Raw genomic sequence first — 15695 nt, 5'->3', positions numbered from 1 at the left:
TTGATAGTACCACTATTCTATCACTTTTCAGTGATAATTCAACTAAACGGCACAACCATTTTCTGAATATTTTAACAATTCCTAGACAAAAAGAAGTTGGTCACCCAACTTCCCTTTGTATTAATTTGAAGGAAGGTACTCTTTTGAAAGTTCAAGTACTTCTTCTGCTGTTGAACACTCTGTAAGTGCACGTTGTGCGTATTCACGCATTTTAGCAGTATCAAGAGTTTTCATCAAACTACGTGTACGTAAGACTGATGTTGCTGACATTGAGAATTCATCAAGACCCATACCAACTAATAATGGTACAGCTTGTTGATCTCCTGCCATTTCTCCACACATACCTGCCCATTTACCTTCAGCGTGAGCTGCTTTGATAACATTGTTAATCAAACGTAAGATTGATGGGTTATATGGTTGATACAAATAAGAAACCTGTTCATTCATACGGTCTGCAGCCATTGTGTATTGAATAAGGTCATTTGTTCCAATTGAGAAGAAATCAACTTCTTTAGCAAATTGATCAGCCAACATCGCTGCTGCTGGAATTTCAATCATGATACCAACTTGGATATTGTCCGAAACAGCAACACCCTCAGCAATTAAGTTAGCTTTTTCTTCATCAAAAATAGCTTTAGCTGCACGGAATTCTGTAAGAAGTGCAACCATAGGGAACATAATTCTCAATTGACCATGAACTGAAGAACGTAATAAAGCACGTAATTGCGTACGGAACATAGCATTTCCAGTCTCAGAAATTGAGATACGTAAGGCACGATAGCCTAAAAATGGGTTCATTTCATGTGGAAGGTCGAAGTAAGGAAGTTCCTTATCTCCACCGATATCCATAGTACGGACAACAACGGGTTTTCCATTCATTCCTTCAAGAACTGCTTTATAAGCTTCATACTGTTCGTCTTCTGTCGGGAAATCTTGTGAATCCATGTAAAGAAACTCTGTACGGTATAGACCAACAGCTTCAGCGCCGTTATCATTTACACCTTCAACGTCTTTTGGAGTACCAATGTTGGCAGCAAGTTCAAAATGTTTACCATCTGCAGTTACTGTTTCAGCATCTTTTAATAATGCCCATTCAGCTTTTTGTTTAGCATATGCTGCACCAGCTTCTTTAAAGGCTACAATTTGCTCTTGGCTAGGATTAATAATAACTTCACCAGTAATACCATTAACAGCAAGAATATCACCATCTTGAACACGTTTTGTGATATCGTTTGTTCCAAGAACTGCAGCAATTTCTAAAGTACGGGCCATGATTGCTGAGTGACTTGTACGACCACCAATGTTAGTTACAAAAGCTTTAACAAATTGTTTGTTTAATTGCGCTGTATCAGAAGGTGTTAAATCATGAGCAATCACGATTGACTCTTCATTGATTGTAGCTGGGTTTGGTAATTTCACCCCAAGAAGGTGTGCTAAGACACGTTTTGCAACGTCTCTAATATCTGCTGCACGTTCTTGCATATATGGGTTATCTTCCATTCCTTCAAAGATAGTGATGAACATATCAGTCACTTCTTTAAGACCAGTTTCAGCATTTGTTTGTTTTGCACGAATAGTTTCTTTAATTTGGCTAATCATTTCTGGATCAGAAAGAACCATTAAATGTGCATCAAATACTGACGCCGCCTCTTCGCCTAAGCTATCTACTGCCATTTCGCGGATAACAGAAAGCTCGTCTTGTGAAGCTTGTAATGCAACATCAAGGCGAGCTTCTTCTGCATTTGTATCATCGACTGTAACAGTCTCAAATGACAAATCCGGTTGAACTAGTAGATATGCTTTAGCAACAGCAACACCATCAGAGGCTGCAATTCCTTTAAGCATTTCTGTCATTTTTTTATGCCAATCCTTCTTTTGTCATAGTTTCTTCGATAGCTGCAATTGCATCATCAGCATCAGCACCTTCTGCTGAAATTGTAACGTCAGCACCTTGACCAACACCAAGGCTCATTACACCCATAATTGATTTAAGGTTTACTGCTTTACCTTTATAGTCAAGAGTGATGTCTGAAGCAAATTTGCTAGCAGTTTGTACTAAAAGTGTCGCTGGACGTGCGTGAATTCCTGTTTCTGCAACAATGTGAAAATCTTTTGAAGCCATAGTATGGTTCTCCTTTTAATAGTTGTGTTTTTTCGAGCCATCACATGATAACCCTTACAATATCAGATTATAGCACAATGCTCTTTTATTTTCAAGATTAAATGTTTTTGGAAGAAAAAAGGCTGAAATATTTTTCTTATTTTTTCATCCCCAAATTATCGTTGCTAAGGCAAGAGCTATTCTCAATTGACTCTCCTGTTAGAAAAAATCAATTTGGCTTTCATGTTGTTTCTTTGTTTTCTTGAAACTTTTTCTCTAATTTTCAATATTGTCTTGTTCTATCAAAAATTTATCAGGATTACTAGCATTCTTTAAGAAAAAATATCATCATTATCAGCTTTAAAAGATTTATATATCTGAATTGACAGATAATTTTAAGGCACTATATATAGTAACATCTGCAATAACATGCCCCAAAATATTGTGTTTAATTAATCAAATACCTTGCTTTTTACCTCTATTTTTTATATGCTATTAGAGTACTGATTTCTCATTTGAGAAAAAATAAAGGAGCACTACCAAAATGATTACTATCTATTCTAAAAATAATTGCATGCAATGTAAAATGACTAAAAAATTTCTAGAGCAAAATGGAGCAGAGTTCCAAGAAATTAATATGGATGACCATCCCGAAAAAATTGATTATGTGAAAAGTTTAGGATTCACTTCTGCTCCTGTTATCGAAAGTGATAAACTTGTTTTTTCAGGTTTCCAACCAACAAAATTAAAAGAAATTATTTAATACAAATTATATAAGTAAGGAAAAGTTTTATGAGTTTAAAAGATATTGGAGATATCTCCTATTTTCGTCTTAACAACGAAATCAATCGTCCTGTTGATGGTAAAATCCCATTACACAAAGATAAAGAAGCTCTCGAGGCTTTTTTCAAAGAAAATGTTATTCCAAATACCAAGCAGTTTTCTTCTGTTACAGAAAAAATTGCTTTTCTTGTTGACAATGATTATCTGGAGTCTGAGTTTATTGCTAACTACCGTCCCGAATTTATCGAAGAACTAGCTAGCCTGCTTGCTGCAGAAAACTTCTCCTTCAAATCATTCATGGCAGCTTACAAATTTTACCAACAATACGCCCTTAAAACAAACGACGGTAACTATTACCTTGAAAATCTTGAAGATCGCGTCATGTATAATGCCCTCTACTTTGCTGACGGCAATGAAGAACTCGCTAAAGATTTAGCTATTGAAATGATTAACCAACGTTATCAACCTGCTACTCCATCTTTCTTGAATGCAGGTCGAAGCCGTCGTGGTGAGTTAGTCTCTTGCTTTTTGATTCAAGTAACAGATGATATGAATGCTATTGGGCGTTCTATCAACTCTGCCTTACAATTATCACGTATCGGTGGTGGCGTAGGTATTACCTTATCAAACTTGCGTGAAGCTGGTGCTCCTATTAAAGGATATGCTGGCGCTGCATCAGGTGTCGTTCCTGTAATGAAGCTTTTCGAAGATAGTTTCTCATATTCAAATCAACTTGGTCAACGCCAAGGTGCAGGTGTCGTTTACCTTAACATCTTCCATCCAGACGTCATTGCTTTTCTTTCAACCAAAAAAGAAAATGCCGATGAAAAGGTGCGTGTTAAAACACTGTCACTTGGTTTAACAGTACCAGATAAGTTTTATGAGTTAGCGCGCAACAATGAAGATATGTATCTCTTTAGCCCATACAGTATTGAAAAAGAATATGGTATACCATTTAACTATATTGATATCACTGAAAAATACGAGGAGCTAGTTGCCAATCCTAATATTGCTAAAACAAAAATTAAGGCACGTGATTTAGAAACTGAAATTTCAAAATTACAACAAGAATCCGGTTACCCTTATATCATTAATATTGACACTGCCAATAAAGCCAATCCAATTAACGGAAAGGTGATTATGAGTAACTTGTGTTCTGAGATTCTTCAAGTTCAAAAACCAAGTCTCATCAATGATTCACAAGAATTTGTTGAAATGGGAACTGACATTTCATGTAACCTTGGCTCAACTAACATTTTAAATATGATGACTTCTCCTGACTTTGGGCGTTCCATTAAAGCAATGACTCGTGCCTTAACCTATGTCACAGATTCATCAAGTATTGATGCTGTTCCCACTATCAAACATGGTAACGAGCAAGCTCATACCTTTGGCTTAGGTGCTATGGGCTTACATTCTTATTTAGCACAGCACCATATCGAATACGGTAGTCCTGAATCAGTTGAATTTACAGATATCTACTTTATGTTAATGAATTATTGGACATTAGTTGAATCTAATAATATTGCTCGTGAGCGTCAAACAACATTCACTGATTTTGAAAACTCAAAATATGCTGACGGTACTTATTTTGACAAATATGTCACTGGTAAATTCATCCCTAAATCAGACCTTGTTAAAGAACTCTTTAAAGACCACTTCATTCCACAAGGGTCAGATTGGGAAGCATTACGTCAGGCTGTTATGACTGATGGACTTTACCATCAAAATCGTCTAGCGGTTGCTCCAAATGGCTCTATTTCATATATTAATGATTGTTCAGCTTCAATCCATCCAATCACCCAACGAATTGAAGAACGTCAGGAAAAGAAAATTGGTAAGATTTATTACCCTGCTAATGGCCTCTCAACAGATACTATTCCATACTATACTTCAGCCTATGATATGGATATGCGAAAGGTTATTGACGTTTATGCAGCTGCCACTGAGCATGTTGACCAAGGCTTATCATTAACACTTTTCCTAAGAAGTGAATTGCCAAAAGAAATTTACGAGTGGAAGACAGAGAGCAAACAAACAACGCGTGACCTTTCCATACTACGTAACTACGCCTTTAACAAGGGCATTAAATCAATCTACTATATTCGTACCTTTACCGATGATGGTGAAGAAGTTGGAGCAAACCAATGCGAAAGTTGTGTGATTTAATTGAGCAAGAAAGCATATTACTAAAGTAACTATGCTTTCTACGGAAATCCCTATATGGGGAATTTCCTTGCTCACTTACTGACTTTATAAAAGCCGCATGTTCGGCGACTTTTATACCCTGTCGTAATTCTAACAATTAAGCATGTTACTAAAGTAACTATCCTTTCTATGGAAATCCTTATATGGGGAATTTCCTTGCTCACTTACTTACTTTATAAAAGCCGCATGTTCGGTGGCTTTTACAGAATTATGATATCGCTATTGGAACCAAACTTACTAGCATTGATATCATGTTAAAGGCACTGGTTTTTATACCCCTTATCTACTTATTCGAAAACGACTTAAATTTTTCCTCTTTTGGTTACTATTTTAGCCTTTTCACTTTTTATTTAGCTGCTACTGCTTATCCAGTAGTTCGCTAGTGGTGCTAGCACCTAACAACTCTTTAGGAGAAAACCGCAAGATGACAACATACTATGAAGCAATTAACTGGAATGAAATTGAAGATGTTATTGATAAATCCACTTGGGAAAAATTAACAGAACAATTTTGGTTAGATACCCGTATTCCTTTATCAAATGACTTGGACGATTGGCGTAAGCTGTCTGAACAAGAAAAAGACCTTGTTGGAAAGGTTTTTGGTGGTCTTACACTTTTGGACACCATGCAATCTGAAACTGGTGTTGAGGCTATCCGTGCTGATGTTCGTACACCACACGAAGAAGCCGTTTTGAACAATATCCAATTTATGGAATCTGTTCATGCCAAATCTTACTCTTCTATCTTTTCAACCCTAAACACTAAAAAAGAAATCGAAGATATTTTTGAATGGACTAATAATAATGAATTCCTTCAAAAGAAAGCTAAAATCATTAATGATATTTATGAAAATGGTGATGCTCTCCAAAAGAAAGTTGCATCAACTTATCTGGAAACTTTCTTATTCTATTCTGGCTTTTTCACACCACTCTATTATCTTGGAAACAATAAATTAGCTAATGTGGCTGAAATTATTAAGCTCATTATTCGTGATGAATCTGTTCATGGAACCTATATTGGTTACAAATTCCAATTAGGTTTCAATGAGTTAGCTGAAGACCAACAAGAAGCCTTTAAAGAATGGATGTATGATCTTCTTTACCAACTATATGAGAATGAAGAAAATTATACCAAAACACTTTACGATCAGGTTGGATGGACAGAAGAGGTCATGACTTTCCTTCGCTACAATGCCAACAAAGCTTTGATGAATCTAGGTCAAGACCCACTCTTTCCTGATACCGCAAATGATGTTAACCCCATCGTTATGAACGGTATTTCAACAGGAACATCAAACCATGACTTCTTTTCACAGGTCGGAAATGGTTACTTGCTAGGTTCTGTAGAAGCTATGCAAGATGATGATTATAATGTAGGATTATAAGGTTTATAAAACAAGTACTCTGTGATTGGGTACTTGTTTTTTTCGTGAGGGTGTCAGCTTTATCTCCTTCTTGTCTTTTGTTACAATGGAAGTATGAATTCAAAATCGATACAAAAATTGCTGTATTTTTTTCTAGCCCTACTTATTGTCAGTCTAACAGCTGGACTTGTTGGAAGTCTTTTAACAGTACTTATTCACTTTATTCAAGAGCTCAGTTTAGGTTTTCAAGAAGGAAATTTCAGCCAGACGATTACTCAAACCCTCCCACTTAGACGTGTAATATCTTTAACATTAGCAGGTCTACTTGCTGGTTTTGGTTGGTATACACTAGCTAAGCAAAACAAACCCTTGGTGCCAATTTCAACAGTTGTCCTAGACAATCACATCATGTATAGCCGAGTAAACTTTATTCATGGGATGCTTCAATTAATAACTGTTTCTATGGGATCTCCAGTCGGACGAGAAGGAGCTTCTCGAGAAGTTACTGTTGCCTTATCTGACGCTTGGATTGAAAAAACTCCCTCAATAATTCGTGACAAGAGGAATACCCTCTTAGCATGTGCTTCTGGAGCTGCACTTGGTGCGGTCTATAATGCGCCATTTGCTACAACTATTTTTATTTTAGAAACCATCCTTATTTCCTGGAAATTTAAAGATATCCTAGCAGCGACCTTCTCTTCATTTATAGCTGTTTTTGTCGTCCGCCTACTACTTGGTGATGATATCCAGTATTCACTGCCACTCCTGCAGTTTAATGCCTCCCTGCTTATTTGGTCTATTTTTGCAGGAATTTTCATTGCTCTTCTTGCTTTTGGATACCAATTTGCTCTTAAAAAAATTCCAAAACGGCAGTTAAATGAGAAAAGTTTCATTTTGAGAGCCCTCTTTGCCTTCTTATTGGTAGGTGTTTTAAGCCTTTATTTCCCTCAAATCTTAGGAAATGGAAAGGCTGGTATCCTTTTTATTCTTCATGAAAAACCTAGTTTTATCTATGCATTAGCCCTATTTTTAGCAAAAGCTATTGCCGTTTGGCTTGTCTTTTTCTCCGGCGCCTATGGCGGTAAAATTGCTCCCGCTATGATGTTGGGTGGAACAGCTGCCGCTTTATTTGCAGTCTTATGGAATATCAGCCCATTACCAGTTGTATCACTACCATTTGCCATTGTTATTGGAGCAGCAGTATTTTTAGGCCTCTTAAATCAAATGCCCCTGACTGCTATTTTATTTCTTCCTGAAATCACCAATCAACCATTCTACAATGCCATCCCTATTGCGATTGCAGTTTTGAGTGGACTATTGGTTTATAAAAAACTAGCAAAAACTGAACTGCACCCCAAAAGTTAGACACAAAATCTAACGCTTGGGTTGGACTTGGTATAATAAAGTAGACACAAAATTAAGTGGAAACGAGGAAAAGTCATTATGCCAAGAAAAACCTTTGATAAAGCCTTCAAACTCTCTGCTGTCAAACTCATTCTTGAGGAAGAGCAATCTGTAAAAATGGTTAGTTCAACTTTAGCAATTCATCCCAATAGTCTTTAGCGATGGATTCAAGAATATGAAAAATATGGAGAAAGTGCGTTCCCAGGACATGGGAGCGCACTTCGTCATGCTCAATTTGAGATAAAAAAGCTTGAAAAAGAGAACAAACTGCTACAGGAGGAATTAGCACTTCTAAAAAAGTTTCAGGTCTTCTTGAAGCCAAACCGGAAATAAAATTTCGGTTTCTGAAGGAAAATAGTATTAATTTGACTATTCATCACGCCTGTCAAACTCTTCAAGTTTCTCGTTCAGGTTTCTATGCTTATTTAAAACGTCGTCCATCTTCAAGGCATGTTGAGAATGAAGCTTTGAAGGAAATGATTAAAGCCATTTTCTATGAACATAAAGAGCGTTACGGAAGTGTACGAATTACCCAAGAACGGCCTGCATGTCAATCATAAACGTGTTGGTAGGCTCCTTCATCAGCTAGGTCTCTATGCTAAAGGAAGTCGATATAAATATAAATACTATAACCATCAACGTTCTTCATTAACTCGTCCCAATCTTGTTAATCAATGTTCCCAAGCGACTGGTAAGAATAAATTACGGCTAGGAGACTTAACCTACATTCCTACACAAGAAGGAATACTTTATTTATCTGTCTTTATAGACGTTTATAGTAGAAAGATTGTTGGTTGGGCAATGGGCCGACGTATCAAGACAAGTTGGTAACAGAGGCTTTCAATCAAGCTTATGATAGAGAAAAGCCTAAAGAAGGGGTAATCGTCCATACAGATCAGGGGTCTCAATATACCGGAGCACGATTTCCGGACCTACTTAGACGAAAAAAATGTAAGTCCAGTATGAGTCGAAAAGGTAATCCATACGATAATGCACTCATGGAAGCCTTTTATAAAACATTAAAAAGAGAGTTTGTCAATGATGCTCATTTCGCAACTATTGAGCAAGCTCAGCTTGAGATTTTTAAATATATTGAGACTTACTATAACCCTAAACGTCTGCATTCAGTTTTAGGGTATCTCTCACCTGTAGAATTTGAAAAAAATAGTTACTAATTAGCTTAACTTTATGTCTATTTTTTCTTGACAAGTCCAGGGTGCAGTTCAAAAGTAGAGTTTTTTTGTTTTAAAAGAGGTTTAATTTTCCAATGCGCGCAACAGCTTCTTCTAGTCGTTCAGGTTCTACTAATAAACCAATTCTGACATAGCCATCTCCCATTTGGCCAAAACCTAATCCAGGAGCGACAGCCACCTGTGCCTCTTCTAAAAGCAAATCAGCAAAAGTTTGACTCGTGTAACCTTCTGGAACAGGCATCCATACATAAAAAGAACCCTTGGATGGAAAAGCTTTCCAGCCAATTTTTTCAGCTGCTGTCACAAAGGCTTTACGACGCTGATCATAGTTTTGATTGAGTTTATCAACTTCGACTTGTCTTTGAGGGTCAAGTAGTGCTACAAGGCCTGCTTCTTGTATGACCGGAAAAACACTGACAAAAAGGTGATCCTGAATCAGATTGAGGGCTTCAATCATATCAGAATTGCCAACTGCAAAAGCAAGACGCCACCCCGCCATGTTAAAGGTTTTTGAGAAAGTATAAAGTTCAATGCCTTGCTTCTTGCTGCCTTTAACCTGTAAGAAACTTGGGTTTTTAAACCCTTCATAACCTAAGGCGCCATAGGCAAAGTCACTAACCACACCAACATCATATTTTTGTGACCAAATGACCAACTCTTCGTAAAACGCTATGCTAGCCACTGCTCCTGTTGGATTGTTAGGATAATTAATAAAAATGTACTTAGCTCTTTGTGCCACATCTTCTGGAATAGCTTTTAAGTCTGGTAAAAAATCATTTTCTCGTAATAAGGGATAGGTTTCATACTCAACTTGTGACAAAGCCGTTCCTGACAAATAATCTGGATAACCTGGATCTGGCAACAATATCAAGTCACCTGGATTTGTCAGAGCCCAAGGCAGTTCAACCAAACCAATTTTAGCACCTCCAAGGACACAAATTTCCTTTTCAGGATCAAGTTTGACGCCATACTCCTTTTCATAAAATCTTGCAATTGCTTCTTTGAAGCTAGGATTACCTCGGAACTGAGAATATTTATGGCTACTTGGTGTTTTAACAGCCTTAACCAATGCATCAACAATATAATCATAGGTTGGTTGATCAGGATTTCCTTGGCCCAAATTAATAACATCATAACCTTCTGCTACTTTGGCATTGACTTTCTGAACCAAATGTGCGAAAAATTGCTCTGGAAGTTTTTCTAGTAATTGCGAGTGATCACCTATCATTTTTTATCCTCAATTTCTATTTATACAAATCAGGCTTACGGTCCTCAAAGACTGGTATTTGACCTCTGACCTTTTCTACTTCTGACAAATCAATGTCTACTGTAAAAATACCTTCTTGATTATCTTTTGCCTGTAAGACTATATTCCCTAATGGATCAATGACCATAGAGTGTCCTGGAAAATGCTCCCCTTGAGCTTGCCCGACCCTATTAACTGCGACAACAAAAGCTTGATTTTCAATTGCCCTAGCTCTTAGAAGAAGCTCCCACTGTTGCACACGTGCAGTCGGCCATTGTGCTGGAACAAAGAGAATTTGACTCCCCTGTGACATCATTGTACGTAGCCATTCTGGAAAACGCAAGTCATAACAAATAATGCTCGAAGACAAAACATCATCTACTCTAAAATGAGAAGGACTAGCACCTGACTTCATGACTTGATCTTCTTGCATTAGTCCGAAAAGATGAACTTTTTCATATGTCTGAATCAATTGCCCTTGGCGATCAAACACATAAGTTGTATTAAAAAAATTATTGTCTTTTTTAACTGCAACTGATCCAGCTACAATAGTGACATGATGTTTCTTAGCAAAAGCTGATATAAAGGCTTTGCTTTTTTTACCATCTTCATCAGCAATCTCTTCTAATTGCTCTAAAGCATAGCCTGTATTCCACATTTCTGGAAGGACAATAATATCTGGCCTCTCTAATATGGCTTCTTGCAAAAGCTTTTCAAGATGTTTAAAATTCCTATCAACCGCTGCTTCGATAATAGCCATTTGAACAAGTGAAATACGCATAAGAACCTCTCTTTATTTCCTTATTAATGTTTTCTATTATAGCAAGAATTTTTCTAAGATTTGCATTTTGATTTACAATAATCCCTTATAGTTTAGGACTATATCCAAAAAGTAAAATAACACTTATTTAGATTTAATGATAAGGAAGAAGGCAATAGTTAACAAAGAAAGATAGCTGTTTATTAAAGTTATTTTATTAGATATAAAGGCCTTTTTGGTCTTTATTAAAATTAAATATAACTTATTTAATTTTAATAAAGTTAATCTTTTTCTATTCTATTTAAATTTTTGATTAAACTTTTTCTTTGACTTCTATTAAATGTCCGACTATAATAAAACACGTCGAAAGGTAAAAATCGACAAAAATAAATAGAAAAGAGGAATTCTCTTATGAAAAAAACATTTAAAAAACTTGCGTTCTCATCAATGACAGCGCTAACAATATTCTCATCAGCTACAGCAGCAAGCCAAGTTGTATTTGCTCAAGAGGCACAACAAAACTTTTCAACTGAAGACCAACAGTTAAAAGATGCAATCTCTAAAAAACTTGATGAGATCAATAAGTTACACGGTCACTATGCCATTACAGATAAAGATATCGAACCTTGGTTTTGGGTAGATGGATTTACAGAGCATGATGACAATGGTATTAAATATACTCAAAACATCTTGAAAAATGCCAACTTAGACACTGCAAAATTAAAAGAACTCGAATACTTTACAAAACGCACCTACTACAAACTGCTTTATAAAAAAACATTAACAGATTTGAAATTTGAAGCTTCAGATGTAGAAGCTTATATTGACTTCCGAATTGGCATTTCAGACACTTATAGTCCAGCAAATAATTACCAGTTTGAAAATGCACAAAGAGATCTTGCTATTATCCAAGATCAAGCTTATAGCAATGTCTTTTTAAGAGTCTACATTGATGATTCCTATGAATCACAACAAATCGCCCAAGGAATTGTCAGTCAAAATCCTGATAAGAAAGAAGAAGCTGAACAACAAAACACTGAAAGTATTTTAAATTTATCCTATAAATGGAGTCAAAAAAACAGCTATTACCACTATATCCCATAATAAATCCCAAAATCTATTCACATTAAAACCCTTTCCTAATCAAAACTCTAGCAATACTTTTCAGTTATAACTTAAAAACTTAAGAATGGAAACTCTAATGAAAAAAAATCTCAAAACCCTAATCTTTTCATCATTGTCAGCAGTGATGCTTTTCTCAGCCGCAGCAGTATCTGCCAATGAACCTGAATATACAGGTAGACCCGTTCATACCTTTGAAACAATAACAACCTATGACACTTCGCAATATCTTCAAGAATTGAATGGCTTATATGATTATCTCAAAATAGAGCCAGAAAAGAGATACGAGTGGTTACGTGAAGCTAATGAAACAATCGAAAACTCTTCACAAGCTATAGAAACCTTGCAAGTCAAACAAAAACAAGGATACAATAAGGATAAAGTAGATTTTGATACTAAGCGTCATTATTTTTCATTACTTTATAAAAAAGCATTGAAAGATTTAAAATATGATGATTCTGATATCAATGCTTATGTGGAACATCGTACAGGATTGTCTAAAAACTATACTGACGTATCAAAAGAGGAACAAGATCGACAATTTAAGAAGGCAGCAGAAGACCTTAAAATCATCACCTATCGTTCAAATGATAGTTACCAACTCCGTGTTTATATCGATGACTCTTATGAATCTCAAGATAAAAACATTGAAGACGTTGCAGCTATCGTTAAATCTTGGGATACACCGATGCGCTATTATGACTTATTCAACTTTGACTTTTAAGATATAATAGCTTAAACTGACAAAACTCACCGACTTGTCCTTCGATTCAACTCAGGACAGACAATATAAAACAACACCCTCTTTCTTCAGTAATCCTGAAGAAAGAGGGTGTTTATTTTTACTATTTTTAGAGATGTTCTGGAACTGCTGCTAATAGATCCATCATCTTACTTGCATCTGAACCACCAGCCATGGCCATGTCTGGTTTTCCTCCACCACGACCTGACACAATTGGCGCTAATGCCTTAACAAGATTTCCTGCATGAAAATCTTTTGATTTACTTGCAACAAGAACATTTACTTTATCACCAATACTTGCAACAAGAACTAAAAGATCAGAGTAGTCTTTTTGCTTCCAATTATCCGCAAAAGTACGAAGAGCTCCTGCATCTGACACAGATACTTGAGTTGCAATATAAGTTTTTCCATTAACTTCTTTGACCTCTTTAAAGACATCACCTGCTTGTGCTGCAGCGGCTTTTTCTTTCAATTCAGCATTTTCTTTTTGAAGGTCTCGTAATTGTTCACTAAGATTTGCCACTTTTGTTGGAACTTGTTCCATTTGTGGTACTTTAAGGGTCTGAGCAACAACTTTCAATGCATCTTCTTGCTTACGATAAGCTTGAAAAGCTTGTTTTCCAGTCACAGCAAGGATACGACGTGTTCCTGAGCCAATTCCTTCTTCTTTGACAATCTTAAAGAGGCCAATTTCAGAAGTGTTTGACAAGTGTGTACCTCCACAAAGCTCAACTGAATAATCTCCAATTGAAACAACACGGACAGATTTGCCATATTTCTCACCAAAGAGAGCCATCGCTCCCATTGATTTTGCAGTATCAACATCTGTTTCAACAGTACTTACAACTAGAGCATCCCAAATTTTTTGATTAACTTCTTCTTCAATATGGCGTAGTTCCTCAGCTGTTACAGCTTCAAAATGCGTAAAGTCAAAACGAAGGAATTCTTCCTCGTTGAGTGATCCTGCTTGAGTTGCATGTTCTCCGATGATATTATGTAAAGCTGCATGAAGCAAATGTGTTGCTGTATGGTTTTTCTCAACAGCAAAGCGACGTCTTTGATCAATTTCAAGAGTGTATACTGTTCCAACAGACAAACTTGCTAAAACGTCTACAGTATGCAAAGCTTGACCATTAGGAGCTTTTTGAACATCAATAACCTTTGCAACAAGATCCCCCTTATCATTTTTAATAAAGCCACGGTCAGAAACTTGACCACCCATTTCAGCATAAAATGGTGTTTTATCAAAGACAAGAAGAGCTTGACCTTCAGAAACAACTTGGCTACGTTCATTGTCAGTCACAATAACAGAAAGAGCTGATTTTAAAAGAGCTGTTTCATATTGAAACTCTGAGCTTTCAGTGATCCCTGCTAAAGTTTCATTTTGCATCCCCATTGAACCACCTTTAACCACTGCTGCACGAGCTCTATCTTGTTGCTCTTTCATTGCAGCTTTAAAGCCTTCGTGGTCAATTCTATAGCCAGCATCTTCAGCTAATTCTTCTGTTAATTCTACAGGGAAACCATAGGTATCGTATAATTTGAAGATATCTTTACCTTCAAGTCTATCTTTTCCTGCTTCTTTAAGTTGCGCTAGCAATTGCTCCAAATGTCCTGACCCAGCATCAATGGTACGAGCAAAAGTTTCTTCTTCACGTTTAACGATTTTTTCAATGAAATCACGCTTTTCAAGGACTTCTGGGTAATAAGATTCCATGATGTGTCCTACTGTAGTCACTAATTTATAAAGAAAGGTTTCAGTAATTCCCAATCGACGTCCATGCATAACAGCACGACGAAGTAAACGACGAAGCACATAACCACGACCTTCATTTCCTGGAAGTGCACCATCTCCAATGGCAAATGAAAGGGCACGAATATGGTCCGCAATAACTTTAAAGCTCATATTATCGCCATCTTGATCATACTCTTTACCAGATAATTTTTCAACTTCAGCAATAATCGGCATGAAAAGGTCAGTCTCAAAATTCGTTTTAGCACCTTGCATAACAGCTACTAGACGTTCTAAACCTGCACCCGTATCAATATTTTTGTTAGGAAGCTCTTTATATTCTGAACGCGGAACTGCAGGATCGGCGTTAAATTGAGATAAAACAATGTTCCAAATTTCAATATAACGGTCATTCTCGAGGTCTTCTTCAAGAAGACGAATACCAATATTTTCTGGATCAAATTCTGGACCTCGATCAAAGAAAATTTCAGTATCTGGACCTGAGGGACCAGCACCGATTTCCCAGAAGTTTTCTTCTAAAGGAATCAAATGACTTGGCTCAACACCCAAAGCTATCCAACGATTGTAAGAATCCGTATCTGCTGGATAATAAGTCATGTACAATTTTTCTTTTGGAAAATCAAACCATTCCGAACTTGTTAGCAATTCAAATCCCCATTCAATGGCTTCATCTCGGAAGTAGTCTCCAATTGAGAAATTACCAAGCATTTCAAACATGGTATGGTGACGAGCAGTTTTACCTACGTTTTCAATATCATTTGTACGAATTGATTTTTGGGCATTGGTAATCCGTGGATTTTCAGGAATTACAGACCCATCAAAATATTTTTTAAGAGTCGCAACCCCTGAATTAATCCATAACAAAGTGGGATCATTTACTGGAACAAGGTTTGCTGATGGTTCCACTGAATGTCCTTTTGATTTCCAAAAGTCCAACCACATTTGACGAATTTCTGCCGATGTCATTTGTTTCATAATAAAATCCTATAGTGTGACTAAGCCTTGCTTTGCCAACACTTT

At 36.5% G+C, this 15695-nt stretch carries 11 protein-coding genes and 1 pseudogene; 7 read left to right on the top strand and 5 right to left on the bottom strand.

What is annotated here, in order from left to right; translation table 11 throughout:
* Positions 1 to 120: 120 nt before the first annotated feature.
* Both ptsP and Q9317_RS03330 read right to left on the bottom strand, forming a co-directional pair.
* Entirely contained in the window at positions 121 to 1854 is a 1734-nt protein-coding gene (gene ptsP / locus Q9317_RS03335) for a phosphoenolpyruvate--protein phosphotransferase (protein ID WP_003100126.1), read from the bottom strand.
* Positions 1855 to 1858: 4 nt separating this feature from the next.
* Positions 1859 to 2122: a phosphocarrier protein HPr gene (locus tag Q9317_RS03330; RefSeq protein ID WP_000146945.1), complete on the bottom strand. Its 264-nt coding sequence runs from the start codon at positions 2120 to 2122 to the stop codon at positions 1859 to 1861.
* 523 nt (positions 2123 to 2645) lie between these two features.
* Between Q9317_RS03330 and nrdH the strand changes: the two genes are divergently transcribed.
* From nrdH to Q9317_RS03305, 5 genes and pseudogenes are all read left to right on the top strand, one after another.
* Positions 2646 to 2864, top strand: a complete 219-nt coding sequence (gene nrdH, locus Q9317_RS03325; RefSeq protein WP_003100113.1) for a glutaredoxin-like protein NrdH — start codon at positions 2646 to 2648, stop codon at positions 2862 to 2864.
* Between the two features lie 29 nt (positions 2865 to 2893).
* Complete coding sequence (gene nrdE, locus Q9317_RS03320) at positions 2894 to 5053, top strand: class 1b ribonucleoside-diphosphate reductase subunit alpha (protein WP_003100112.1); 2160 nt, start codon at positions 2894 to 2896, stop codon at positions 5051 to 5053.
* A gap of 463 nt (positions 5054 to 5516) precedes the next feature.
* Complete coding sequence (gene nrdF / locus Q9317_RS03315; protein ID WP_003100111.1) at positions 5517 to 6476, top strand: class 1b ribonucleoside-diphosphate reductase subunit beta; 960 nt, start codon at positions 5517 to 5519, stop codon at positions 6474 to 6476.
* Between the two features lie 93 nt (positions 6477 to 6569).
* Positions 6570 to 7820, top strand: coding sequence for a chloride channel protein (locus Q9317_RS03310; RefSeq protein ID WP_003100110.1), 1251 nt, complete (start codon positions 6570 to 6572; stop codon positions 7818 to 7820).
* Between the two features lie 78 nt (positions 7821 to 7898).
* Positions 7899 to 9034 (top strand): annotated as a pseudogene (locus tag Q9317_RS03305) (IS3 family transposase).
* A 70-nt stretch (positions 9035 to 9104) separates the two neighbouring features.
* Here Q9317_RS03305 and Q9317_RS03300 read toward each other — a convergent pair.
* Both Q9317_RS03300 and Q9317_RS03295 read right to left on the bottom strand, forming a co-directional pair.
* Positions 9105 to 10280, bottom strand: coding sequence for a pyridoxal phosphate-dependent aminotransferase (locus Q9317_RS03300; RefSeq protein WP_003100106.1), 1176 nt, complete (start codon positions 10278 to 10280; stop codon positions 9105 to 9107).
* 16 nt (positions 10281 to 10296) lie between these two features.
* On the bottom strand, positions 10297 to 11079 hold the full coding sequence (locus Q9317_RS03295; RefSeq protein WP_003100105.1) for a carbon-nitrogen family hydrolase: 783 nt from the start codon (positions 11077 to 11079) through the stop codon (positions 10297 to 10299).
* A 390-nt stretch (positions 11080 to 11469) separates the two neighbouring features.
* Here Q9317_RS03295 and Q9317_RS03290 point away from each other — a divergent pair, with 390 nt between their 5' ends.
* Positions 11470 to 12162 carry a hypothetical protein gene (locus Q9317_RS03290; protein WP_305981576.1) on the top strand — a complete coding sequence of 231 codons (693 nt, stop codon included), beginning with the start codon at positions 11470 to 11472 and terminating at the stop codon, positions 12160 to 12162.
* Positions 12163 to 12259: 97 nt separating this feature from the next.
* A complete protein-coding gene (locus tag Q9317_RS03285; protein WP_003100102.1) occupies positions 12260 to 12904 on the top strand; it encodes a hypothetical protein in 645 nt (214 codons plus the stop codon).
* A gap of 127 nt (positions 12905 to 13031) precedes the next feature.
* Here Q9317_RS03285 and alaS read toward each other — a convergent pair whose 3' ends face one another.
* Positions 13032 to 15650 (bottom strand): alanine--tRNA ligase, encoded by a 2619-nt coding sequence (alaS, locus tag Q9317_RS03280; RefSeq protein ID WP_003100100.1) that lies wholly within the window; start codon positions 15648 to 15650, stop codon positions 13032 to 13034.
* Positions 15651 to 15695 lie beyond the last annotated feature (45 nt).

The sequence above is a fragment of the Streptococcus iniae genome (assembly GCF_030732225.1).
GTDB lineage: Bacteria > Bacillota > Bacilli > Lactobacillales > Streptococcaceae > Streptococcus > Streptococcus iniae.
Note: the sequence above shows the minus strand (reverse complement) of the source record. Positions and strands in the feature narration are given on the sequence as shown.